Below are 22,427 nucleotides of genomic sequence, written 5' to 3' on the forward strand. Positions count from 1 at the left end.
GCCGCAGCACCATGGCTGGACTCGCCGATTCCGGGTCGAACCCCGACGTCGACCTGCTGTACGACATCAATGGCCTGGCCAAGGAGGCACCGGCCTGGTTCGACCGGGTCATGGAGTACGTCGGTGAGTACGGGCTGCTGCTCGCCATCGTCCTGCTCGTGGTCTGGTGCTGGTGGTCCGTGCGGCGGCGGGGCGACGAGGACGCGGCGTCCACCGTCGCGGCGCTGGTCTGGGCGCCGCTGGCCGCGGGTGTCGCGGTGCTGGTGAACGTGCCGATACGGGGATTCGTGGAGCGGCCCCGGCCCTTCCTCGATCACCAGGGACTCGACGTGCTCGTCAAGGGCAAGACCGACTACTCGTTTGTCAGCGACCACGCGACGATCGTGATGGCGCTGGCGGTCGGGCTGTTCGTCGCCGATCGGAAGTTCGGGATCGCCGGACTGGTGCTGGCGCTGTTCGGCGGCTTCATCCGGGTCTACATGGGCGTGCACTATCCGACGGATGTCGTGGGTGGGTTCGCGCTGGGTACGGCTGTGGCGCTGCTGCTGTCGCCGGTCGCCATGGCCCTGTTGACGCCTGTGGTGAAGGCGGTCGAGCGGTCGCCTCGGGCGGGGTGGCTCGTGCGGGCCGGAGGGCGGGCGCCCGCCGAGGACGACGCGGGGATTCCCGAGGCCCGCAGTGAGCGGGCCTCGGAACGGGACCTCGCCGCGTAGGGGGGACCTGCTGGAGGGGACCCCCCTCACCCACCCGTGTCGCCCTCGGCGGCACGATGAGTCCTACAGAGCCTGGGGATACGTGAAGAAGCGGTTCGGGTCGTACTGCTTCTTCAGCTTCGTCAGGCGGGTTGCCGCTTCTCCGTAGTACGCCTTGCGCCAGTTCGTCAGGGTCGGGTCCGTGTAGTTCTGGTAGGCCGCGCCCGAGGCGTGCGGGCGCATGGACGTGTGGGCCGCGGCCAGCCAGTCGCGGGCCGTGGAGCCGGTCGTGCCGGCTCGCCAGGCGGCGATGTACTGGGCCAGCATGCGGGAACGGCGGTGGACGAAGGCCGTGGACGTGGGGGAGACGCGGTTCACCGCTCCGCCGAGGGCCGTGAGGGCGATGCTGCCCGTGCCGCCGCGTACCGAACTGATCTGGGACAGCAGGGTGCGGATGCCGGCGGCGGAGAGGGAGCGGTCGAAGAAGTCCGAGGCCGCCGCGTAGGTCTCGCGGCCCAGCGCGCCCTCGGGGGAGCGGCCAGGGGTCGAGCCGGGCAGGTGGCACTGCGCGTTGGTCGGGAACGAGGAGCAGCCGGCGTAGACCTCCATCGACTCCTCGTACGAGCGGCGCTTCAGGGAGACGCTGCGGGCCGGGGCGCCGACGCGGTCGGCGAGGCGGTCGACGGCGTTGTGGAGTTCACCGTAGGTGCCGAGAGAGAAGGCCGAGACGGAGACGGTCGGGGTGCCGCCCGCGGCGTTCGCCAGGTGGAGGGCCGACCAGATCTCGTCGGGCTGCGACGGACCCCACTCCTGCCAGGCCTTCACCACCGCCGCGGCCTTCGACCAGGGCCAGGACAGGTAGGCCGAGACGCCCTGCGGGGCCGGGTGGGTCTTGAAGTGGAGTTCCGTCACGACGCCGAAGTTGCCGTTGCCGGCGCCGCGCAGGGCCCAGAAGAGGTCCTTGTTCTCACGGGCGTCGGCGGTGAGTTGCTTGCCGTCCGCGGTGATCAGTGTGGCCCGGGTGAGGCTGTCGCAGGTCAGACCGTAGGCGCGGGAGACGACGCCGTGGCCGCCGCCGAGGGTGAGGCCCGAGACGCCGACGGTGGGGCACGAGCCGGCCGGGATGGTGACGCCCTTCGCGGCGAGGGCGCGGTAGACGTCTATGAGTTTGGCGCCGGCGCCGATCACGGCGGTGTTGCCGGAGGCCCGGACGCGGTTGAGCTTCGAGACGTCGATGATCAGACGGCCGTTGCCGGAGGACCAGCCGGCGTAGGAGTGGCCGCCGTTGCGGATCGCCACGTGCAGGGCGTGGGTGCGGGCGTAGGCCAGGGCCGTGCGGATGTCGCCCGGGTGGGAGACGTAGGCGACCGCGGCGGGCTTGAGGGTGTCGAAACGGGTGTTGTAGAGCTGCCGGGCCGCCGGCCAGGCGGTGTCGCCCGGGCGGACGAGGGGGCCGTCGAGGTCCCGGGCCAGGGCGGACCAGTCGGCCGCGGTGGATTTCGCGCTCGTGGTCATGGCCGTGGTGCCGACGGTGGCCGTTGCCCTGGAGCGGGTGTCCGACGTGGTGCAAGCGGTGGTGAAGGGGGTCGCGGCTGCGGCGATGACTGCCGTGCCCGCTGTGAGGATCGTGCGCCGTTCCATGGGGCCTCCCGGTGGTTCCGCCGTGGGAGACGGGGCGGTGGCGCCGCGGGTTCCATGATGGGGGCTGCCCGCTGCGGACCGAGCCGGCCCGGGCAACTCGGGAAGCCGGGGGAACGAGCCTCAACGCGTCGCGTGGTTCTCCGCGTCCGTTCGTGCCTGGCTTCTTGCCCGTCTCGCCGGGCCGTGCCAGCCGCACGTGCAGTGGGCCATGCAGAAGCGGCCCTTCTCCTGCGTCGTCGTGCGGTGTTCCGGGAGGTTGGGGGGAGGTTCCAGCCCGTCCTGCTGCGCCACGCCGACAACGTTACCCAGCTCCGGTGGAGGGTCTGCATCCCGGGAGAGCCTCGCCCGCGTGACGGGGGGCACATACCCGTCGTTAAGCCGGAACGACAGGGGGCCCGTGACGAACGTACCGGCTGGGGGTAGGCAGGCGATGACTGGGCGGCAGCGGGAACGGCGGCGCGGACGGACGGGTGCGGTGGTTGCCGCGGCCGGGGTCGTGGCCGGTGTGGGGCTGGGAGCCGGGGGGTGTGCGGGCGGGGACGCCGTCGCCGGGGACTCCCGGGACGGGGAGGCCGTCGCCGTGCTGCACCGGGCCGCCGACCGGCTGGTGGACGCGGGGAGTTCCAAGGCCCGTACGTCGATGGAGATGGCCGCCGGGGGGACGCGCGTGACCATCCGGGGGGCCGGGGTCTACGACTTCCGGGAGCGGATGGGGCAGCTGAAGGTGCTGCTGCCGCAGGATCCCGCCGGGGCGGCCGAGCGCCGACCCATCACCGAACTGCTCGCGCCGGGTGCGTTGTTCATGAAGAACCGGGGCGCCGGTGTGCCGCCGGACAAGTGGGTGCGGGTGGACACGCGGACCCTGTCCGACGGGAACCTCGTCACCGGCGGGGCCACCGATCCGTTCGCGGCGGCGGAGGTGCTGCGCGGGACGCGGACTGCGACATATGTGGGAAGGACCGAGGTCGCGGGCACGGGCGTGCGGCACTACCGGGGGACGGCGGATCTCGGCGCGGCGGCCCGGCGAGCGTCGCACGGCAACAAGGAGTCGCTGCGCGCGGCGGCGAACGGGTTCGCCACGGCCGAAGTGCCGTTCGACGCCTACCTCGACGACGAGGGACGTATCCGCAAGGTCCGGCACCGGTTCAGCTTCCTGAACGGGCAGCAGAAGAGCCCCGTGGCCGTCGCCTCGACCACGCTGCTCTACGATTTCGGGGCCTCGGTGCGGGTGCGGTTGCCGGAAGCGGACGACATCTACGCGGGCAAGATCGCCGAGGAATGACCGGCGTGAACTAGCCCGTCCGTGCCATGCGCGGTGTGTGGGCCGCTCCCTACTCTAGGAAGTCGGTAACGGCAGGGATGAGGTGATGCACGTGGCTCCGGTCGGCGGTACGGCAGTTCAGGACCACGTGGCCCTCGCCGAGATCGAGCTGTGCGGAGAGCTGATCATCGCGGCCTCGGCCGCCCAGGACCGGCTGAGCCTGGAGAGCATCGACGAGGTGCTGAAAGTGGGCGAGGAGCGGGACGCCTCCAGGCGCTGAGCGGGGGAAGCCCGGGTCAGGTCCGCAGCATGCGGGCGATCGCCTGGGTCGCCTCCTTGACCTTCGCGTCGATCTCGTCACCGCCCTTGAGGGCGGCGTCGGCGACGCAGTGCCGCAGGTGCTCCTCCAGCAGCTGCAGGGCGAAGGACTGCAGGGCCTTGGTGGAGGCGGAGACCTGCGTGAGTATGTCGATGCAGTAGACGTCCTCGTCGACCATGCGCTGGAGGCCGCGGATCTGGCCCTCGATGCGGCGAAGGCGCTTGAGGTGTTCGTCCTTCTGCTTGTGGTAGCCGTGCACACCGCGGTCGTGGTCGGTCACGACGTCCGCACCGGTGGTGTCGGCGGTGCCGTGGGTGACATGCGCGACATCTGTCGAGTCGGTCACGTCGGTCATCGCGTCCTCCTGGTGGGCAGTGCGCCGACATATACCCCTAGTGGGTATATGGTACCGAACTTTGCGGGGTATACGGCCCTGGGACCGCCCCCGTGCTCATCACTGTGCCCGATGGGCGACACTGGTGGGCGGCCCGATAGCCGTGGCCGGATGTTGCGCCTAGCATCAGCCTGACCGAAACCGAAGCACCCCGAGGACCCCACGTGCGCTTTCGTCTGACCCCCAGGGAGACGAGCTTCTACGACATGTTCGCCGCCTCCGCGGACAACATCGTCACGGGCTCGAAGCTCCTGATGGAACTGCTCGGGGCGGACACACCCGCCCGGGCCGAGATCGCAGAGCGTATGCGGGCAGCGGAACACGCAGGTGACGATGCCACGCACGCGATCTTCCACCAGCTGAACTCCTCGTTCATCACGCCGTTCGACCGCGAGGACATCTACTCCCTCGCCTCGTCCCTCGACGACATCATGGACTTCATGGAGGAGGCCGTCGACCTGGTCGTCCTCTACAACGTCGAGGAACTGCCCAAGGGCGTCGACCAGCAGATCGAGGTGCTGGCGCGCGCGGCCGAGCTGACGGCCGAGGCGATGCCGCACCTGCGGACGATGGAGAACCTCACCGAGTACTGGATCGAGGTCAACCGGCTGGAGAACCAGGCCGACCAGATCCACCGCAAGCTGCTCGCGCACCTCTTCAACGGCAAGTACGACGCCATGGAGGTCCTCAAGCTCAAGCAGATCGTGGACGTGCTGGAGGAGGCGGCGGACGCGTTCGAGCACGTGGCGAACACGGTGGAGACCATCGCCGTCAAGGAGTCCTGAACCCTTCATGGACACCTTTGCTCTGGTCGTGACCATCGGGGTCGCGCTCTTCTTCACGTACACCAACGGCTTCCACGACTCCGCGAACGCGATCGCCACGTCCGTGTCGACGCGGGCGCTGACGCCGAAGGCCGCGCTGGCCATGGCCGCGGTGATGAACCTCGCCGGTGCGTTCATGGGCTCCGGCGTCGCCAAGACCGTCAGTGAGGGCCTGATCCAGACACCGGTCGGGTCGAAGGGGATGGGAATCCTCTTCGCCGCGCTGGTGGGCGCGATCGTCTGGAACCTGATCACCTGGTACTTCGGCCTGCCGTCCTCCTCCTCCCACGCGTTGTTCGGCGGCATGGTCGGGGCGGCGCTGGCCGGGGGGACGACGGTCTACTGGCACGGGGTGCTCGAGAAGGTCGTCATCCCGATGTTCGTGTCTCCGGTGGTCGGCATGCTGGCCGGCTACCTCGTGATGACCGCGATCCTGTGGATATTCAGGAAGGCGAACCCGCACAAGGCCAAGCGCGGGTTCCGCATAGCCCAGACCGTCTCGGCGGCCGGAATGGCGCTGGGGCACGGTCTGCAGGACGCGCAGAAGACGATGGGCATCGTGGTGATGGCGCTCGTCATCGCCGATGTCGAGGACTACGGCGATCCGATCCCGGTGTGGGTGAAGATCGCCTGTGCGGTGATGCTGTCGCTGGGGACGTACGCCGGTGGGTGGCGGATCATGCGGACGCTGGGACGGAAGATCATCGAGCTGGACCCGCCGCAGGGGTTCGCGGCGGAGACGACCGGCGCGTCGATCATGTTCACCACGGCGTTCCTGTTCAAGGCGCCGATCTCCACGACCCACGTGATCACCTCGGCGATCATGGGCGTCGGGGCGACGAAGCGCGTGAACGCCGTGCGGTGGGGTGTCGCCAAGAACATCATTCTCGGCTGGTTCATCACCATGCCGGCTGCCGCGCTGGTGGCCGCGGCGGCGTTCGGAATCGTGAACCTGGCGTTCCTGTAGGCCGCCCCGCGCCCGCGCGGGCGACGCGAACGGGCCCGCCCCCGGGAGTTGGGGGCGGGCCCTTTTTCGGCCTCGCGGTGGCACCGCCATGCAGCACCGCGAGGAGTCGGCGGGGTTCGGATCAGCCGAAGCGGCCGGAGATGTAGTCCTCCGTGGCCTGGACCGACGGGTTGGAGAAGATGCGCTCCGTGTCGTCGATCTCTATGAGCTTGCCGGGCTGGCCGACCGCCGCGAGGTTGAAGAACGCCGTGCGGTCGGAGACCCGCGCCGCCTGCTGCATGTTGTGCGTCACGATGACGATCGTGAAGCGCTCCTTCAGCTCCCCGATCAGGTCCTCGATCGCGAGCGTGGAGATGGGGTCCAGGGCCGAGCAGGGCTCGTCCATGAGCAGGACGTTCGGCTCGACCGCGATCGCCCGCGCGATGCACAGACGCTGCTGCTGACCGCCGGAGAGGCCCGAGCCGGGCTTGTTCAGGCGGTCCTTGACCTCGTTCCAGAGGTTCGCGCCCTTGAGCGAGCGCTCGACGATGTCGGAGAGCTCGCTCTTCTTGTAGTTGCCGTTCAGCCGCAGCCCGGCCGCCACGTTGTCGAAGATCGACATGGTGGGGAACGGGTTGGGCCGCTGGAACACCATGCCGACCTCACGGCGGACCGACACCGGGTCGATGCCCGCGCCGTAGAGGTCCTCGTCGTCCAGCAGCACCTTGCCCTCGACCCGGCCGCCCGAGGTCACCTCGTGCATCCGGTTCAGCGTGCGCAGGAACGTCGACTTGCCGCAGCCGGACGGGCCGATGAACGCCGTCACCGAGCGCGGCTCGACGGTCATCGAGATGTCCTCGATCGCCTTGTGGGAGCCGTAGTAGGCGGTCAGTCCGCTTACGTCGATTCGCTTGGCCATTACTTCTTCACTTCCAGACTCAGACAGTCGCTGTATGGCCGCGTCAGCGACCGGTCTTCGGGGCCTTCCAGCGGGCGATGCCGCGGGCCGCCAGGTTCAGGACCATGATGAACGCGATGAGCGTCAGGGCTGCCGCCCAGGCCCGGTCGTACGCCGCGCCGGAGCCACCGCTGTTGGCGTACTGCAGGTAGATGTACATCGGCAGCGAGGCCTGCGGGTCCTTGAAGGGGTTGGCGTTGATGAAGTTCGTACCCCAGACCAGCAGCAGCACGGGAGCGGTCTCCCCGGTGATGCGCGCGATCGCGAGCATCACGCCGGTGGTGATGCCGCCGAACGACGTCGGAATGACGACCTTCAGGATGGTGCGCCACTTCGGCACGCCCAGCGCCAGCGACGCCTCGCGCAGCTCGTTCGGGACGAGCTTGAGCATTTCCTCCGTGGAGCGGACGACCACCGGGATCATCAGGATGCACAGCGCCAGCGAACCGGCGAAGCCGGAAGGACCCAGGTCGAACATCAGGACGATGCTGAGGATGAACAGACCCGCGACGATCGACGGGATGCCCGTCATGACGTCGACGAAGAAGGTGACGGCCTGGGCGAGCCTGCCGCGCCCGTACTCGACGAGGTAGACCGCGGTCAGCACACCGACCGGCACGGAGATCAGGGTGGCGATGCCCACCTGCTCCAGCGTGCCGAGGATGGCGTGGTAGATACCGCCGCCGGGCTCGCTGTCGGCGACCACACCCATCGAGTGGGTGAGGAAGTACATGTCGAGGACCTTGACACCGCGCTTCACGGTCTCCCAGATCAGGGAGATCAGCGGGATGACGGCAAGGAGGAACGCGACCCACACCATGCTGGTCGCCGTCCGGTCCTTGGCCTGCCGCTTGCCCTCGACGCGTGCGGAGATGGCGTACGACCCGAGGACGAAGAGGACCGCGGCGATCAGGGCCCACTGGATGTCGCTGTGCAGCCCGGCCGCGGTGCTGACGCCGAGGCCGAGGGCGATCGAGCCGGCGGCCACCGCCCAGGCGAACCACTTGGGCAGGGTGGCGCCCTGAAGGGCGCTCGGGTGCTTGGCCGGCTTGTCGGCAAGACGTGCGTTGCTCATGCGTTGGCCCCCGAGTACTCCTTGCGGCGGGCGATGATCAGGCGGGCCGCGCCGTTGACCAGCAGAGTGATGACGAAGAGCACGAGACCGGACGCGATCAGCGCGTCCCGGCCCAGCTCGGTGGCCTCGTTGAACTTGCTGGCGATGTTCTGGGCGAAGGTGCCACCGCCCGGGTTGAGCAGGCTGGTGGTGATGTCGAAGGTGGGCGAGAGCACCATGGCGACGGCCATGGTCTCGCCGAGCGCGCGGCCGAGGCCGAGCATCGAGGCGGAGATGACGCCGGAGCGGCCGAACGGCAGGACGGCCATGCGGATGACCTCCCAGCGCGTGGCGCCGAGGGCGAGGGCCGCCTCTTCGATCATCTGCGGGGCCTGGCGGAAGACCTCACGGCTCACGTTGGTGATGATCGGCAGGATCATGATCGCGAGCAGGATGCCGACGGTGAACAGCGAGCGGGCGGCGCCGCCGTTCCACTGGAAGACGCCGGTCCAGCCGAGGTAGTCGTTCATCCAGCCGTAGAGCCCGTCCAGGTGCGGCACGAGGACGAGGGCGCCCCACAGGCCGTAGACGATGGACGGCACCGCTGCGAGCAGGTCGACCACGTACGCGATGGACCCGCCGAGCTTGCGCGGGGCGTAGTGCGTGATGAACAGGGCGATGCCGACCGCGATCGGCACCGCGATGACCATGGCGATGATCGACGACACGACGGTGCCGAAGGCCAGGACCGCGATGCCGAAGACCGGCGGCATGCCGCTGGGGTTCCACTCGAAGGTGGTGAAGAAGTTGGCCTCGTCCTTGCTGATCGCGAGGACGGCGCGATAGGTCAGGAAGGCCGCGATGGCGGCCATGATCACCAGCACGAGGATGCCGGACCCGCGGGAGAGTCCGAGGAAGACCCGGTCCCCGGGGCGGGTGGCGCCGCGCGCGGCGCGCTTCTGCTCGGCCTCGGAGGGCGTCGGAGGTGCGCTGGGATTCTGTGTCGTTATGTCCATCAGGTTCTCCGGTCTGCGGAGCCGTCCCGTGTTCGAAGGGCTCCTGGCGGCGGTGCACCGGACGGTGCGGCCCAACCCGGTCGGGGCTGGGCCGCACACTCAGGTCAGCTCAGGCCCTTGATGGCCTCGCGGACCTTGGTGATGACCTCATCGGGCATCGGGGCGTAGTCGGCGTCCTCCAGCAGACCCTGGCCCTCGTCGGATGCCATGTAGTTGAGGAAGGACTTGACCGTGGGCAGGGTGTCGGCCTTGTTGCCCTTGTCGCAGACGATCTCGTAGGTCACCAGCGTGATCGGGTAGGCGCCCTCGGCCTTGGTCGCGTAGTCGAGCCCGAGAGCGAGGTCCTTGCCGGTGCCGACCTGCTTGGCCGCGGCGATGGCCCTGGTCGCGTTCTCCAGGGTGGCCTCGACCGGCTTGGAGGCGCCCGTGTCGATGCTGACCGTCTGGATGCCGTCCTTGGCGTAGGAGAGCTCGAAGTACGAGATCGCGCCGTTGGTCTGCTTCACCTGCTGCGCCAGGCCGGAGGAGCCCTGTGCGGACTGGCCGCCCTTGGCCTCCCAGGCCTTGCCCGGCTCGTACTTCCAGTCGTTCGGCGCGGCGGCCTTCAGGTACTTGGTGAAGTTGTCCGTGGTGCCGGACTCGTCGGAGCGGTGGAAGGCCTGGATCTTGAGGTCGGGCAGCTTGGCGTCCGGGTTGAGCTTCGCGATCTCCGGGTCGTTCCAGTTGGTGATCTTGCTGTCGAAGATCTTGGCGAGGGTGGACGCGTTCAGGACGAGGTTGTCGACGCCCGGGACCTTGTAGCCGACGGCGACCGGACCGCCGACCATCGGCAGGTCGATGGCCTGGCCACCGGAGCAGACCTTCTTGGACTGCGCGACCTCATCGGGCTTCAGAGCGGAGTCCGAGCCGGCAAAGGCGGTCTGGCCCTGAAGGAACGCGGTGATGCCCGCACCCGAGCCGGTCGGGTTGTAGTTGACCTGCACGCTCTTGCAGGCCGCGGTGTACTGCTTGACCCAGGCGTCGATCGCGTTCTTCTGCGCGGTGGAGCCCGACGCCTGAAGCTGGCCCTTGGCGTCGTCGCACTTGATGTTGCCCGGCTGGGCGGCCGCGGAGGACCCGCCGCCGCCGCTGCCGCCGGTGTCGTCGGAGCCGCACGCCGTGAGGGCCAGGGCGCCGGAGACGGCGAGAGCACCGAGAGCGAGGGCCCGCCGGTTCATGCGCTGAAGCTTCACTTGAGTTCCTTCCAGGAGCCGCCGTCCTGATCGGCGGCGTGCGAAGTCTGAGTGACGCGGACGCGGACCCGCTCGGTAGGCGCGGCTCGCGTCGGTAAGGCTGAAATTAGGCAGATCAGGTGAAGCCGCCGATGGCCGCACATGAACGAGGGGTGAACCCCTGCCTAAGGCCTGGTTAGGTAACGGAATGCTCACGGGGAGAGCACGTCGGCATTCCGCTTGTGCGGACGAACCGGGACCGTCCGGTCAGCCGGCCGTCCGGGGCGGGTGCAGCACGGCGAGCAGCGCGTCGACCAAGGGGCGGTCGTAGGGCTGTGTGAGGCGGTCACGGGCCGCGGCCGGTGTCAGCCACAGGACCCGGTCCACCTCGTCCGTCGGGGCGAACGCGCAGGACACCGCCTCGGCCGCCCAGTAGCGGACCTGCTTGGGGCGGCCGTTCGCCCGGTAGCGCAGGGTGGGCAGCTCGGTGCCCGGCACGGCATGGCAGCCCGTCTCCTCCGCCACCTCGCGCAGCGCGCCGGCCAGTGCCTCCTCGTCGCGCTTCAGCTTTCCCTTCGGCCAGGACCAGTCGTCGTATTTCGGCCGGTGGACGAGGCAGAGCTCCAGCTCGCCGGTGGCGGGGGAGTGGCGCCACAGGACGCAGCCCGCCGCCTGAACAGTGGTGTCCTCGGGGGTGCTCATCGGGTCTTCACCGCCTCCTCGGCGCGGCTGGTCATGACGCGCCGACGGTGTCCTTCTGCCAGGCCTGCTGGAACGCGAAACGGGCCGCCTCCACCTCGTGCCGCTGGTCGGCGTGGAGCACGCCCAGGGCGTACGCCGTGGCCGGGGCGATCCGGGGGGTACGGGCCGCCTGGGCCGCCGCTGCCGCCGCCTCCGAGGCGTCGCGGTGCCGGTTCAGGGCCTGGCCGGCGGAGAGCAGGCGCAGGTCGACGACGGCGTTGCCCTTGGGGCCGCTGACGGCTTCCCGGGCGTAGCGGTGCAGGCGCAGCAGCAGGCGGACCTGGTGCCACGGGGCGTCCTGCGGGTGCGGGACCGTGTCCGGGGACAGGCCGTGGATGAGGGCCGCGGCGTTGTACGGGCTTCCCGCGGTGACGAGGGGGAGGGCGGTCACGGCGTCCCTGAGGCGGTCTTCGGCCGCCTTGGCGAGGGGGCGCAGGTCGGTGGTGGGAGCGGTCGTGTCGAGGGGAACCTCGCTGGCCAGGACCGCGACCTTGTCCGCGACGGCGTGGAAGCGGCTGGAGCCGAGGGCTTGCAGGGTGGTGGAGTGGGCCCGGGTGCGGGCGAGGGTGAGCTGGCGGTCGAGCAGGGCGCCCGCCTTGGCCGCTCCCACCGTGAGGTTGCCGCGTTCCTGTGTCGCCGTCGGCTGGGTGCGCGGCCCGGCGTCGCGGGACGCCGCTGTCTGCGGGACGGCCGCCCCGGCGGCACCACCGCCCGCGGCCGCCTCGGCGGCCGGGGACGGGAACGCCGTGGAGCCCGACAGGCGGTGCAGCGCGCTCAGCAGGCGCTCGAGGCGTGCCGTGTACGCGTGTTCCATCGCCAACGTGCCCGAGACCCATGCCAGTTCGGGGCGCATCGCCTCGCACCAGTCCGTGTCGAGGAGGGACTGGAACGTGTGGAGGCTGGCGCTGATGCGGCGGGCCGAGCGGCGCAGGGCGCGGGCCGCTTCGGCGGACCCCTCCGAGCCGTTCGCCCCCGCCCCCGTCTCCCGGTGCAGGCGCAGTGCTCGGAGGAACTCCGTGGCCTGGGCCCGCAGATAGCCCGCGAGGGTGTCTCCGGTGGGGGCGGGCCCGGACAGGGAGTTCGTCGGGTCAAGGTGTCGCTGTGCCACGCCGGCGCCTCCGGGCGTCTATGAGCATCTCCTGGACGTTGCGCAGGGGCTGGCCGTCCGCGTCGGTCGCATGCCGGGTCCAGTCGCCGTCCGGGCCGAGGTGCCAGGAGGCGGTGGAGTCGGACACGCCGGTCTCCAGCAGCCGGTTCAGGGCCGCCCGGTGCGCCGGGTCGGTGACCCGGACCAGGGCCTCTATCCGGCGGTCGAGGTTGCGGTGCATCATGTCGGCGCTGCCGAACCACACCTCGGGCTCGCCGCCGTTGCCGAAGGCGAACACCCGGGAGTGCTCCAGGAAGCGGCCGAGGATCGAGCGGACCCGGATGTTCTCCGACAGGCCCGCCACGCCCGGGCGCAGCGCGCAGATGCCGCGCACCCACACGTCCACCGGGACGCCCGCCTGGGCCGCGCGGTAGCAGGCGTCGATGACGGCTTCGTCGACCATCGAGTTGACCTTGATGCGGACGTACGCGGGCCGCCCGGCGCGGTGGTGCTGGATCTCCTTGGTGATGCGCGAGACCAGTCCGTCGCGCAGCGACTTGGGGGCGACGAGCAGCCGGCGGTAGGTCTCGCGGCGGGAGTAGCCGGAGAGGCGGTTGAAGAGGTCCGAGAGGTCGGCGCCGACCTGCGGGTCGGCGGTGAGCAGGCCGAGGTCCTCGTAGAGGCGGGCCGTCTTCGGGTGGTAGTTGCCGGTGCCGACGTGGCTGTAGCGGCGGAGGGTCTCGCCCTCCTGGCGGACCACCAGCGACAGCTTGCAGTGGGTCTTCAGGCCGACCAGGCCGTAGACCACGTGGCAGCCGGCCTCCTCCAGCTTGCGGGCCCACTTGATGTTGGCGTGCTCGTCGAAGCGGGCCTTGATCTCGACCAGGACCAGGACCTGCTTGCCGGACTCGGCGGCCTCGATGAGCGCGTCGACTATGGGGGAGTCGCCCGAGGTGCGGTACAGGGTCTGCTTGATCGCGAGGACGTCCGGGTCGCCGGCCGCCTGCTCCAGGAAGGCCTGGACGGACGTGGAGAACGAGTCGTACGGGTGGTGCAGCAGGACGTCCCGCTCGCGCAGCGCCGCGAAGATGTCCGGCGCGGACGCCGACTCGACCTCGGCGAGGTCGCGGTGGGTGCCGGCGACGAACTTCCGGTACTTCAGCTCCGGCCGGTCCAGGGAGGCGATCCGGAACAGCCCCGTGAGGTCCAGCGGGCCCGGCAGCGGGTACACCTCGGCCTCGCTGATCTTCAGCTCGCGCACCAGCAGGTCCAGGACCTCGCGGTCGATGGACTCCTCGACCTCCAGGCGCACCGGCGGGCCGAAGCGGCGCCGCATGAGCTCCTTCTCCAGGGCCTGGAGCAGGTTCTCCGCGTCGTCCTCCTCGACCTCCAGGTCCTCGTTGCGGGTGAGGCGGAAGGCGTGGTGCTCCAGGACCTCCATGCCCGGGAACAGCTCCTCGAGGTGGGCGGCGATGACGTCCTCGATGGGGACGTAGCGGCCCGGGGAGCTCTCCAGGAAGCGGGACAGCAGCGGCGGCACCTTCACCCGGGCGAAGTGCTTGTGGCCCGTGACCGGGTTCCGTACGACGACGGCCAGGTTCAGCGACAGGCCGGAGATGTACGGGAAGGGGTGCGCCGGGTCGACCGCCAGCGGGGTCAGCACCGGGAAGATCTGGTGCCGGAACAGGGTGAACAGGCGGGCCTGCTCCTTCTCCTGGAGCTCGCTCCAGCGGACCAGGTGGATGCCCTCCTCCGCGAGTGCGGGGGCGACGTCCTCGTGGTAGCAGGCGGCGTGCCGGGCCATCAGCTCGCGGGAGCGGGCCCAGATCATCTCCAGTACCTCGCGCGGCTGGAGGCCGGAGGCGGAGCGGGTGGCCACGCCGGTGGCGATACGGCGCTTCAGCCCGGCGACCCGGACCATGAAGAACTCGTCCAGGTTGCTGGCGAAGATCGCGAGGAAGTTGGCCCGTTCCAGCAGGGGCGTGTTCGGGTCCTCGGCGAGTTCGAGCACGCGCTCGTTGAACGCGAGCCAGCTGCGCTCCCGGTCGAGGAACCGTCCCTGGGGCAGCTGCGGCCCGTCGTACGGCGACTCCTCGTACGCGTCGAGGTCGGCGTCGATGTCGGGTTCGAGGTCGGAGACGGCTGCCGCGATCGTGTGCGGTCGGTGGGCCGCGATGGAGCCCACGGAGGGCTGCGCGTGCTGGACCTGTGCCTGGGTGTTCGGCTGGCTCATGGACCCATTCTTCCGCGCCGCGAGCATCACGGGCGCGTCGGAAAGCGCGGGCGGGAGCGAGGGAGCCTCATGAGTGCTCCCGTTCCTCGCGGGCCCCTCCGGGGGAGGCGAAGGCTCTGGCACAGCGGGATTCATTGGCCGAGCTTCGCAAGCTCGTCTGAATCGATGGTTACGGATACATGACGTGCGGGATAGCGGGGGGCGGCTCGCGGGGGTCCCGGGGCCGGCGTGTGCGGCGCCCGCCCACAGGCTGTGGAAGATGCTCCCGCTCCCGGCGGCGGTCCGCGCGTCCGTCCCCCCGTGGAAGGACGCGCGGACCGGGTTCAGGGCAGGCGGCGGACCAGGAGGAGGAAGGCGGTGGCCGTCGCCGCGGTGGCCACGGCCAGCACCAGGCCGGTCTCCACGAGCTGGAGGGGCCAGAAGTGGGAGGCCGGGTGCTCGTGCATGAGCGCGGGCTTCCCGGGCGGCGTCGGCCACAGGTGAGGGCGTACCTCGTCGAGCACGTGGATCAGCGACACGGTGGCCAGGACCGCGGCGCCGAGAGCGGGCAGCGCACGGCGCAGCAGCAGGCCCGCCAGGACGCCGAGGGCCAGGGCGGCCAGGACGCGTGCGGTGACGAGGGTGCCGTTGGCCTCGAAGACGCTGTCGCTGTGCCACTCGCGCCAGCCCAGGACGCGCTGGAGGTGGCCGTCCGACGACCACAGTGCGCGATGCAGCAGCATGACGGCGAGCGTGCCCGGCACCAGCAGCAGGGCCGGGACGGCCAGCTTGGCCGCCAGCCAGCGGGCCGGGGTGACCGACTGGGTCCAGGCCAGCCGGGCGGTGCCGTCCTCCAGTTCGCGGCCGATGAGTGCGCCGCCCGCCCAGGCGGCGGTGATCACCGGGAGGAGGGAGAGGAGCCCGGTGGCGACCGTCACGACGGTCTCGTAGCGGCCGTTCGCGGGACCCGGGAGATCGCAGCCCAGGTTCGGGCTGCCCCCGTCGCAGCCCATCGCCCGGTACTCGGTCCAGGCGGCGTCCGCGCCGGGGCCGAGTGCCCACAGCAGCGACCCGGCGGCCACCGCCACCAGTCCGAGCCAGAAGCACAGTGCCGAGCGGTGCAGCCGGAGCATGGCCAGGAGCAGGCCGCGCTGTTCCGACCCGCGCCGGGCAGCGGGCGCCCCGGCGGTCCCGGCGGTCATACGGCGGCCTCCCGCGTGTCGAGCAGGAGCGGCGGGGCGTCGGGGGAGCGCAGGTGGGCGAGGACGAGTTCCTCCAGGGACGGCCGGTCGGTCCGCCGTCCTTCACCGAGGGGGCCGGCGGGCCGGACCAGCGCGGTCAGCTGGCGTCCGGTGGTGCGGGACTCGACCACGGTGTGCGGGTCCAGACCGTCGCCCGCCCGGCCCGTGACCAGGGTGTGCGCGGCGATCAGGTCGTCCAGCGGGCCGGCGAGACGGACGCGGCCGGCGCCGAGCAGCAGCAGGTGGTCGCAGGAGCCCTCCAGCTCCGCCACGACATGCGAGGACATGACAACCGTGGTGCCGCAGTCGGCCGCGTCGGCCATGAGCGTGGCCGTCAACTGGTGCCGGGCGAGGGGGTCCAGGTCGGCCATCGGCTCGTCCAGGAGCAGCAGCTCAGGGCGCTTGCCGAGGGCCAGGGCGAGCGCAACGCGGGTGCGCTGGCCGCCCGAGAGGGAGCGGATCTTGGCGTCCGGGTCGAGGTCGCCCTCCGCGACGATCCGCTCGGCGGCCCGGGCGTCCCAGCGGCGGGGATTGAGGTCGCGGCCCAGGCGCAGGGTGCCGGCGACGGTGAGCTGGGGATGGAGGGGCTTGTTCTGGGCGACGTGGGCGAGGCGCGCGCGGGCCGCGGCCGGGGTCCGGCCGAGCACGGTGATCGCGCCCTCGGTGGGCCTCAGCAGCCCGGCCGCGAGGGCGAGCAGGGTGGATTTGCCGGCGCCGTTCGGACCCACGAGGGCGCAGACGCGGCCCGTGGGGAGCCGGAAGGAGCAGCCGTCCAGGGCCGTTCTGCGGCGGTGCCCGAACCTCCTGCCCAGCGCCGCCGCCTCGATGGCGGTGTCGGTCATGCGTCCCCCTTGGTGTGTGCGTCGAAGTGCGCGTCGAGTACGGAAGTGAAGAGGGCGGCCACGTCGTCGCGCTCCAGACCGGCCTCGCGGGCCCGGGCCGCCCAGGCGTCCAGCTCGGCGCGCAGGGGCGAGTCGGTGGGGGCGGTGCCCAGGGACTTGCGGACGAAGGTGCCGAGCCCGCGGCGGGCCTCGACCAGGCCTTCGCGTTCGAGTTCCCGGTAGGCCTTGAGGACCGTGTTCGGGTTGATGGCGGTGGCCTCCACCACCTCGCGGGCCGTGGGCAGCCTGTCGCCCGGCTCGAGCAGGCCCAGGCGCAGGGCCTGCTTGGTCTGCTGGACGATCTGGACGTAGGTGGCCACGCCGCTGCGCCGGTCGATGCGGTACTCGACCACTGCTTGAACCACCCTTTCACTAATTGAGTAGTGAAAGGGTGGTGGCGTGGAGCCGGAAAGTCAACCCCGCTTCGGTGAACCGTTCGAGCCGGGCCGTCCGATGAGGAGACGTCAGCGAGGCGAGAAGCGACGGGGAGCTGCTGCGGGCCGTTGCCGCGCACGCCGACCGGCGCGCCTTCGAGGAGCTGTACCGGCGGTACGCGCCGTGGCTCCGGGCCCGGCTGCGGGGGCGGTGCGCCGATCTCGGCGTGGTCGACGACGTCGTGCAAGAGACGTTCCTCGGACGGGCTCTGCATGACCGAGGCCCAGACGGAGGTGCTGCAAGCGCTGCTCGACCGGCCCCGGGGCGAGGCCACCGCCCGGGTCAAGGAGCACTGGGCCGAACTGACGGCGCCGAAGGTGACGGCGGCCCGGGCCGCGAAGCTGCTGGGCCTGCCCGCACCCGAGGGGAACGACGAGTGCCTCTGAACCGGGATCTGCTGCTCCGGGTCCACCGGACCGTCCCCTGGGGCGTGCTCGGTGCGGCCGGGGGAGCGGGACTGCTGCCGGCCGCGCTGACCCGGACCGGCGAGGCGGCGGAACGGCTCTCCCTGCTGCGGGCCGCCGTCCTGGCCTTCGCGCTCGGACTGGTCTTCCTCCTGGACGACCCGGCCCGCCACACCACCGCCGCCGTGCCGACCCCGCGCCCGCTCCGCATCGCCCTGCGGGTGGTGGCCCTGGCCGTTCCGGCCGCGGCGGCCTGGTGGACGGCAGCGCTGCTGCTCGTCCCGCCGGAGGCACGGCCCCCGGTCGCCGACCTCACGCTGGAGGCCGCAGCCGCCTTCGTCCTGGCGGTGGCCGGCGCGGCGGCCGCGGTCCGGTTCACCGAGGTCACCCGGCCCGGACTGCCGGTGGCGGCCGCCCTGTTGACCACGGCGGTCCTGACCATGCTGTTCTGGCCCGGCCGCTGGGCTCTGTTCGTGCCCGTGGAGGACGAACGGTGGGCGGCGGCACACGACCGGTGGGCCGTGGTGCCGGCTGCGGCCGTGCTGACGGGGGCGGCGTGCGCGGTGGAGCCGCTGCGACGCCGGGGCCTGAGACGGGCCGGGCACTAGCGCCACGCCCGGTGGTTGTGCTGACCGGCGCGGCGGCTGACGGGCTCGGCTGTATCCAGGGCCTCGAGCAACCGCCGTCTCCCACGGCACAACCACACGTTGTGAGGCTAGGCTCTGGCCGTGGATCTCAAAGCCGTACGGGCCTTCGTCGCCATCGCCGACGCCGGGCAGTTCCAGAAGGCCGCCGTCGACCTGGCTCTCACCCAGCAGGCCGTGTCCAAGCGGATCGCCGCGCTGGAGAAGGACCTCGGGGTGCGGCTGCTGGTCCGTACACCGCGCGGGGCGGAGCTCACCATCGACGGGCAGGCCCTCCTGCCGCACGCCCGGGTCCTGCTCCAGGCGGAGGAGCGGGCCGTCGCCGCGGTGCGTCCGGGGGACCGCGCGCTGCGTGTGGACGTCGTGGGCCGCCGGGCCGCGACCGGGGGACTGGTACAGGACTTCCACCGGGCGCATCCGGAGATCGCGCTGGACGTCGTCACCCTGTTCGACGCGGACACGGCGATGGCGGCCGTGCGGGACGGGGCCGTCGACGCCACGTTCCGTGCCGTCACCATGCCCGGGCACCGGCTCCCCGACGGCATCGCCGCCGTCCCGGTCCTGGACGAGCCGCTGCACCTGTGCGTCGGCCCCGGCCACGCGTTCGCCCGGGCCGCCTGGGTGACGCCCGCGGAGCTGGCCGGCCACCGGATCTGGATGCCGGGCAACGTGCCCGGGACCGAGTGGCACGCCTACTACGAGGCACTCGCCGCCGCTTTCGGGCCGACCATCGACACCATCGGGCCCAACTTCGGCCTCGAAGCGCTGCTCGACACCATCGCCGGCTCCCCGACCGTGGCGACGTTCCTCAGTGAACGCACCCCGCACGTCTGGCCGGTCGGCCACGATCTGCGGCTCGTCCCGCTGCGGGAGCCGACCCCGGTCTACCCGCACTCCCTGCTCTGGCGCGCGGACAACCCGCATCCCGGCCTGACCGCTCTCCGGGACTACCTGGTGGCGACCCGCCCGCGCCCGCCGGAGGGCGAGACCTGGCGGCCGGCCTGGGCGCGTCCGTCGCCTACCCGATCCGCTTCTCCAGCAGGGTGAAGGACCTGGGCGCACCGCCCGGCTGCGGCTTGCCCTCCTTGAGTCCCACGACGCGGTAACCGGCGCCCTGGTAGTAGGCGTTGAGCTGCGCGTTGCCGGCCAGGCAGTCCAGGCGCACCGTCGTCCGCCCCACCTCGGCCACCCGGCGTTCCGCCGCCCCCAGCAGCAGCCGCCCCGTCCCGGGCGCGGCGACGCCCCGGTCCACCATCAGCCGGTGCACGTATCCCGCCACGGGCGGCTGCGGACCCCAGGCGTCCTCGTCCTCCCACCACAGCTCCCAGGCACCGGTGGGACGGCCACCGGCCTCCGCCAGCCAGACCTCGCCGTCCGCCATGACGCGGCGGAAGTGGTCCTCGTCCAGCTCGCCCGGCCGCCACTGCCCGGTGACACCGCGGGCCAGCATCCAGCGGGCCGCGTCGTCGCGGAGGCGGACCAGGGCGGCCAGATCGGCTTCGGTGGCCAAGCGGAGGCGCAGATCGTTCACCCGGGGATCCTCACACACCCGTCCTGCCGGTGAGCGGGCCGGTCAGGTCTCCGTCCGGTACATCAGGTCCACCTCGTGCGTGACGAACCCCAGCCGTTCGTACACCGTCACCGCCGCCTTGTTGTCGGCGTCGACGTACAGCATCGCGGTCGGCAGCCCCTGCCCCGCCAGATGCCGCAGCCCGATGGTGGTGAGGGCCTTGCCGAGGCCGCCGCCCTGCGCGCCGGGGCTGACGCCGAGGACGTACACCTCGCCGAGGCCCTCCTCGGCGTGCACCTTGGTCCAGTGGAAGCCGACGAGTTCGTCGCCGCGGAAGGCGAGGAAGAAGCCCGCGGGGTCGAACCACGGCTCGGCCTTGCGGTCGTCGAGGTCGCGCTGGGTGAAGGAGCCCTGCTCGGGGTGGTGGGCGAACGCGGCGGCGTTCACGGCGAGCCAGGCCGCGTCGTCCTGGCCGGGCACGAAGGTGCGGACGGTGACACCCTCGGGCAGCACCGGCTCGGGCGCGTCGAAGCCGGTCAACGGCCGCCGCATCTGGCGCAGTTCGCGGAACAGCGCCAGGCCCAGGACCTGCGCGAGGTGCCGGGCGGCGGTGTGCCCGCCGTGCGCCCACACCCGCAGCCGCTTGCCGGAGGCCGCCAGCAGCGCCGAGCCGAGCGCCCGCCCGTGCCCGCGCCCCCGGTGCCCGGGATGCACGACCAGCTCGGCGGCCGGCGGCTCCACCGGGTCGGTGTCCTCCAACTGGGCATAACCGACAAGTTCCCCGCCGACGGTGAGCAGCAGATGGGACACGCCCTCGCGCTCCCCGCCGCGCAACTGCAACCGGCCCTGTTCGGAGACCGCCTGCTGTCCGTCGGTCCGGGCGGCCTCGTCGAGCAGTCCGAACACGGCCTCGGTCTGCTCGGCGGAGAGCGCGGCAAGGGTCTCGATCGAGCGGGGGCGGCCGGGCGGTACGGTGTCGTCGCTGGTCATGCGTACGAGGGTACGGGGCACCACCGGCAAAACGGCGGCAAAGAAGCAACCAGGCTGTAACCACGAAACACCTGTCGCGCTACGCGCGTTGACTCTAGGCTGCGCCGGACGACATCACTGTCCCAGCAGAACCATTGGGGGGCGTATGCCAGCCACTTCACCGGCACCGGCGCACCAGGAGCGCCGCAGACGTCGCAGGAACCGTCTCGTCGCTCTCGCCGCCGGTGTCGCCACCGTCGGCGCGCTGGCCGCGGCGACGGTGCCCGGGTCGGCGTCGGCCGGCGAGAACCACGGCGGGGGCGGCCACTGGCCGGGCCGCTACCAGGACGTCCAGTTGCTGTCCTTCAACGACCTGCACGGCAACCTGGAGCCGCCCACCGGCTCCTCCGGCCGGGTCACCGACGGCACGACGGAGCCCATCGAAGCGGGCGGTGTCGAGTACCTCGCCACCCATCTGCGTCAGGCCCGCGAGGGCGAGAAGTACTCCATCACGGCGGCCGGCGGCGACATGGTCGGCGCATCCCCGCTGATCTCCGGCCTCTTCCACGACGAGCCGACCATCGAGGCGCTGAACAAGCTCGACCTCGACGTCACGTCCGTCGGCAACCACGAGTTCGACGAGGGCGCCGAGGAGCTGGCCCGCCTCCAGAACGGCGGCTGCCACCCCAAGGACGGCTGCTACACGGACCAAGAGTTCCAGGGCGCCGACTTCCCCTACCTGGCCGCCAACGTCCTCGACGAGAAGACGAAGAAGCCGATCCTCAAGCCCTACTGGGTGTGGAAGAAGAAGGACGTCAAGGTCGGCTTCATCGGCGTGACCCTGGAGGACACCCCGGGCGTCGTCTCCGCCGAGGGCGTCAAGGGCCTCTCCTTCAAGGACGAGGTCGAGACGATCAACAAGTACGCCAAGGTGCTCCAGCGGCAGGGCGTGAAGTCGATCGTCGCGCTCATCCACGAGGGCGGCTTCCCGGCGTCGACGTCGTACAACTACGACTGTGACGCCCCGGGCGCCGGCGACGGCATCTCCGGCCCGATCGTCGACATCGCCAAGAACATCACCCCGCAGGTGGACGCGCTGGTCACCGGCCACACCCACGCCGCGTACGCGTGCACCATCAACGACCCGGCGGGCAACCCGCGTACGGTCACCTCGGCCGCGTCCTTCGGCCGGCTGTACACGGACACCACGCTGACGTACGACCGTTGGACGGGTGACATCGCCCGTACGGCCGTGGCGTCCGCGAACCACGTGGTCACCCGGACCGTCCGCCCGGCGAGCGACATGACCGATCTGATCGTCAAGTGGAACGACCTCGCGGCGCCCATCGGCAACCGCCCGATCGGATACATCTCCGCCGACATATCCAGCACCGGCACCGAGTCCCCGATGGGCGACCTCATCGCCGACGCGCAACTCGCGTACGGCAAGGGGCTCGACCCGGAGACGGACCTCGCGCTGATGAACCCGGGCGGAATCCGGGGCCCGGGCCTCGCCTACGCGGCCAAGGGGACCGAGGGCGACGGCGTGGTGACCTACGCCGAGGGCTTCACGGTCCAGCCGTTCGCCAACACCGTGAACCTCCAGGACTTCACGGGCGCCCAGCTGATCCAGGTGCTCAAGGAGCAGGTGACCGGCCCGAACGCGGCGGCGCCGAAGGTCCTCCAGGTGTCGTCCGGCCTCACCTACACGCTGGACCTCACGAAGTCCGGTGCCGACCGCGTGGTCACGGACTCGATCAAGCTGAACGGCGCGGCCATCGACCCGGCGGCCACCTACCGCGTCGCGACGAACAGCTTCCTCGCGGGCGGCGGCGACGGCTTCCCCACGCTCGGCCAGGGCACGAACGACGTCGTCGGCGCCGACGACCTGACCGCGCTGGAGCAGTACCTGACGGCCAACTCCTCGGCGTCCGCCCCGCTGGCGCCGCCGAAGGCGGACCGCATCACCGTCGTGAAGTAAATCGCA

22 protein-coding genes and 1 pseudogene are annotated in these 22,427 nt (G+C 71.2%); 9 read left to right on the plus strand and 14 right to left on the minus strand.

The genetic code is table 11. The features are described from left to right. Positions 1 to 11 precede the first annotated feature (11 nt). Positions 12 to 713: a phosphatase PAP2 family protein gene (locus ACWD1U_RS19465; protein WP_451109013.1), complete on the plus strand. Its 702-nt coding sequence runs from the start codon at positions 12 to 14 to the stop codon at positions 711 to 713. 63 nt (positions 714 to 776) lie between these two features. On the opposite strand, the gene ACWD1U_RS19470 is transcribed toward ACWD1U_RS19465, so the two are convergent. Next, complete coding sequence (locus tag ACWD1U_RS19470) at positions 777 to 2,333, minus strand: FAD-binding oxidoreductase (RefSeq protein WP_451109015.1); 1,557 nt, start codon at positions 2,331 to 2,333, stop codon at positions 777 to 779. Between the two features lie 430 nt (positions 2,334 to 2,763). On the opposite strand from ACWD1U_RS19470, the gene ACWD1U_RS19475 reads away from it, so the two are divergent. Together ACWD1U_RS19475 and ACWD1U_RS19480 are read left to right on the plus strand one after the other, a co-directional pair. Further along, complete coding sequence (locus ACWD1U_RS19475) at positions 2,764 to 3,615, plus strand: hypothetical protein (protein WP_451109017.1); 852 nt, start codon at positions 2,764 to 2,766, stop codon at positions 3,613 to 3,615. Positions 3,616 to 3,700: 85 nt separating this feature from the next. After that, on the plus strand, positions 3,701 to 3,874 hold the full coding sequence (locus ACWD1U_RS19480; protein ID WP_451109019.1) for a hypothetical protein: 174 nt from the start codon (positions 3,701 to 3,703) through the stop codon (positions 3,872 to 3,874). Between the two features lie 16 nt (positions 3,875 to 3,890). On the opposite strand, the gene ACWD1U_RS19485 is transcribed toward ACWD1U_RS19480, so the two are convergent. After that, a complete protein-coding gene (locus ACWD1U_RS19485; RefSeq protein ID WP_451109020.1) occupies positions 3,891 to 4,268 on the minus strand; it encodes a metal-sensitive transcriptional regulator in 378 nt (125 codons plus the stop codon). 203 nt (positions 4,269 to 4,471) lie between these two features. Between ACWD1U_RS19485 and ACWD1U_RS19490 the strand changes: the two genes are divergently transcribed. Both ACWD1U_RS19490 and ACWD1U_RS19495 read left to right on the plus strand, forming a co-directional pair. Continuing rightward, on the plus strand, positions 4,472 to 5,092 hold the full coding sequence (locus ACWD1U_RS19490; protein ID WP_451109022.1) for a DUF47 domain-containing protein: 621 nt from the start codon (positions 4,472 to 4,474) through the stop codon (positions 5,090 to 5,092). 7 nt (positions 5,093 to 5,099) lie between these two features. Then, the gene (locus tag ACWD1U_RS19495) at positions 5,100 to 6,098 is read left to right on the plus strand and encodes an anion permease (RefSeq protein ID WP_451109024.1); all 999 of its coding nucleotides are present in this window, start codon (positions 5,100 to 5,102) and stop codon (positions 6,096 to 6,098) included. A 121-nt stretch (positions 6,099 to 6,219) separates the two neighbouring features. Here the strand turns inward: ACWD1U_RS19495 and pstB are convergent, their stop codons facing one another. From pstB to ACWD1U_RS19545, 10 genes are all read right to left on the minus strand, one after another. Further along, complete coding sequence (gene pstB / locus ACWD1U_RS19500) at positions 6,220 to 6,996, minus strand: phosphate ABC transporter ATP-binding protein PstB (RefSeq protein WP_391253862.1); 777 nt, start codon at positions 6,994 to 6,996, stop codon at positions 6,220 to 6,222. A 43-nt stretch (positions 6,997 to 7,039) separates the two neighbouring features. After that, a complete protein-coding gene (pstA, locus tag ACWD1U_RS19505; protein WP_451109026.1) occupies positions 7,040 to 8,110 on the minus strand; it encodes a phosphate ABC transporter permease PstA in 1,071 nt (356 codons plus the stop codon). Continuing rightward, positions 8,107 to 9,105, minus strand: coding sequence for a phosphate ABC transporter permease subunit PstC (gene pstC, locus ACWD1U_RS19510; protein WP_451109027.1), 999 nt, complete (start codon positions 9,103 to 9,105; stop codon positions 8,107 to 8,109). The genes pstA and pstC overlap by 4 nt, the downstream gene beginning before the upstream one ends. Positions 9,106 to 9,209: 104 nt before the next feature. Next, a complete protein-coding gene (gene pstS / locus ACWD1U_RS19515; RefSeq protein ID WP_451109029.1) occupies positions 9,210 to 10,337 on the minus strand; it encodes a phosphate ABC transporter substrate-binding protein PstS in 1,128 nt (375 codons plus the stop codon). 246 nt (positions 10,338 to 10,583) lie between these two features. Then, positions 10,584 to 11,018, minus strand: coding sequence for an NUDIX hydrolase (locus ACWD1U_RS19520; RefSeq protein WP_451109031.1), 435 nt, complete (start codon positions 11,016 to 11,018; stop codon positions 10,584 to 10,586). Positions 11,019 to 11,049: 31 nt separating this feature from the next. Further along, complete coding sequence (locus ACWD1U_RS19525; RefSeq protein ID WP_451109033.1) at positions 11,050 to 12,165, minus strand: CHAD domain-containing protein; 1,116 nt, start codon at positions 12,163 to 12,165, stop codon at positions 11,050 to 11,052. Next, positions 12,146 to 14,512 (minus strand): RNA degradosome polyphosphate kinase, encoded by a 2,367-nt coding sequence (locus ACWD1U_RS19530; RefSeq protein ID WP_451109035.1) that lies wholly within the window; start codon positions 14,510 to 14,512, stop codon positions 12,146 to 12,148. The genes ACWD1U_RS19525 and ACWD1U_RS19530 overlap by 20 nt, the downstream gene beginning before the upstream one ends. Before the next feature lie 188 nt (positions 14,513 to 14,700). Next, the gene (locus ACWD1U_RS19535; protein WP_451109036.1) at positions 14,701 to 15,558 is read right to left on the minus strand and encodes an ABC transporter permease; all 858 of its coding nucleotides are present in this window, start codon (positions 15,556 to 15,558) and stop codon (positions 14,701 to 14,703) included. After that, positions 15,555 to 16,439, minus strand: a complete 885-nt coding sequence (locus ACWD1U_RS19540; RefSeq protein ID WP_451109038.1) for an ABC transporter ATP-binding protein — start codon at positions 16,437 to 16,439, stop codon at positions 15,555 to 15,557. Before ACWD1U_RS19540 ends, ACWD1U_RS19535 begins: the two co-directional genes overlap by 4 nt. Further along, complete coding sequence (locus ACWD1U_RS19545; protein ID WP_451109412.1) at positions 16,436 to 16,831, minus strand: GntR family transcriptional regulator; 396 nt, start codon at positions 16,829 to 16,831, stop codon at positions 16,436 to 16,438. The genes ACWD1U_RS19540 and ACWD1U_RS19545 overlap by 4 nt, the downstream gene beginning before the upstream one ends. 137 nt (positions 16,832 to 16,968) lie before the next feature. On the opposite strand from ACWD1U_RS19545, the pseudogene ACWD1U_RS19550 reads away from it, so the two are divergent. From ACWD1U_RS19550 to ACWD1U_RS19560, 3 genes and pseudogenes are all read left to right on the plus strand, one after another. After that, positions 16,969 to 17,277: pseudogene (locus tag ACWD1U_RS19550) on the plus strand (RNA polymerase sigma factor); the annotation flags it as partial. Between the two features lie 12 nt (positions 17,278 to 17,289). Continuing rightward, positions 17,290 to 17,925, plus strand: coding sequence for an ABC transporter (locus ACWD1U_RS19555; RefSeq protein WP_451109039.1), 636 nt, complete (start codon positions 17,290 to 17,292; stop codon positions 17,923 to 17,925). 120 nt (positions 17,926 to 18,045) lie between these two features. Further along, the gene (locus ACWD1U_RS19560) at positions 18,046 to 19,008 is read left to right on the plus strand and encodes a LysR family transcriptional regulator (RefSeq protein ID WP_451109040.1); all 963 of its coding nucleotides are present in this window, start codon (positions 18,046 to 18,048) and stop codon (positions 19,006 to 19,008) included. On the opposite strand, the gene ACWD1U_RS19565 is transcribed toward ACWD1U_RS19560, so the two are convergent. Both ACWD1U_RS19565 and mshD read right to left on the minus strand, forming a co-directional pair. Continuing rightward, complete coding sequence (locus ACWD1U_RS19565) at positions 18,980 to 19,492, minus strand: N-acetyltransferase family protein (RefSeq protein WP_451109041.1); 513 nt, start codon at positions 19,490 to 19,492, stop codon at positions 18,980 to 18,982. The genes ACWD1U_RS19560 and ACWD1U_RS19565 overlap by 29 nt on opposite strands. A gap of 42 nt (positions 19,493 to 19,534) precedes the next feature. Beyond that, positions 19,535 to 20,461: a mycothiol synthase gene (gene mshD, locus ACWD1U_RS19570; protein WP_451109042.1), complete on the minus strand. Its 927-nt coding sequence runs from the start codon at positions 20,459 to 20,461 to the stop codon at positions 19,535 to 19,537. A gap of 145 nt (positions 20,462 to 20,606) precedes the next feature. Between mshD and ACWD1U_RS19575 the strand changes: the two genes are divergently transcribed. Beyond that, complete coding sequence (locus tag ACWD1U_RS19575; RefSeq protein WP_451109043.1) at positions 20,607 to 22,421, plus strand: bifunctional metallophosphatase/5'-nucleotidase; 1,815 nt, start codon at positions 20,607 to 20,609, stop codon at positions 22,419 to 22,421. Positions 22,422 to 22,427 lie beyond the last annotated feature (6 nt).

This window comes from Streptomyces sp. NPDC002788 (genome assembly GCF_053592115.1).

Bases quoted from the DNA above. Each gene is read 5' to 3' on its own strand.
- ACWD1U_RS19465 (WP_451109013.1), top strand. From the start codon at position 12: ATGGCTGGACTCGCCGATTCCGGGTCGAACCCCGACGTCGACCTGCTG.
- ACWD1U_RS19535 (WP_451109036.1), bottom strand. From the start codon at position 15,558: ATGACCGCCGGGACCGCCGGGGCGCCCGCTGCCCGGCGCGGGTCGGAA.
- ACWD1U_RS19475 (WP_451109017.1), top strand. From the start codon at position 2,764: ATGACTGGGCGGCAGCGGGAACGGCGGCGCGGACGGACGGGTGCGGTG.
- pstC (WP_451109027.1), bottom strand. From the start codon at position 9,105: ATGGACATAACGACACAGAATCCCAGCGCACCTCCGACGCCCTCCGAG.
- ACWD1U_RS19530 (WP_451109035.1), bottom strand. From the start codon at position 14,512: ATGAATCCCGCTGTGCCAGAGCCTTCGCCTCCCCCGGAGGGGCCCGCG.
- ACWD1U_RS19575 (WP_451109043.1), top strand. From the start codon at position 20,607: ATGCCAGCCACTTCACCGGCACCGGCGCACCAGGAGCGCCGCAGACGT.
- ACWD1U_RS19485 (WP_451109020.1), bottom strand. From the start codon at position 4,268: ATGACCGACGTGACCGACTCGACAGATGTCGCGCATGTCACCCACGGC.
- pstB (WP_391253862.1), bottom strand. From the start codon at position 6,996: ATGGCCAAGCGAATCGACGTAAGCGGACTGACCGCCTACTACGGCTCC.
- ACWD1U_RS19495 (WP_451109024.1), top strand. From the start codon at position 5,100: ATGGACACCTTTGCTCTGGTCGTGACCATCGGGGTCGCGCTCTTCTTC.
- ACWD1U_RS19520 (WP_451109031.1), bottom strand. From the start codon at position 11,018: ATGAGCACCCCCGAGGACACCACTGTTCAGGCGGCGGGCTGCGTCCTG.
- ACWD1U_RS19540 (WP_451109038.1), bottom strand. From the start codon at position 16,439: ATGACCGACACCGCCATCGAGGCGGCGGCGCTGGGCAGGAGGTTCGGG.
- mshD (WP_451109042.1), bottom strand. From the start codon at position 20,461: ATGACCAGCGACGACACCGTACCGCCCGGCCGCCCCCGCTCGATCGAG.
- pstA (WP_451109026.1), bottom strand. From the start codon at position 8,110: ATGAGCAACGCACGTCTTGCCGACAAGCCGGCCAAGCACCCGAGCGCC.
- ACWD1U_RS19480 (WP_451109019.1), top strand. From the start codon at position 3,701: ATGCACGTGGCTCCGGTCGGCGGTACGGCAGTTCAGGACCACGTGGCC.
- ACWD1U_RS19470 (WP_451109015.1), bottom strand. From the start codon at position 2,333: ATGGAACGGCGCACGATCCTCACAGCGGGCACGGCAGTCATCGCCGCA.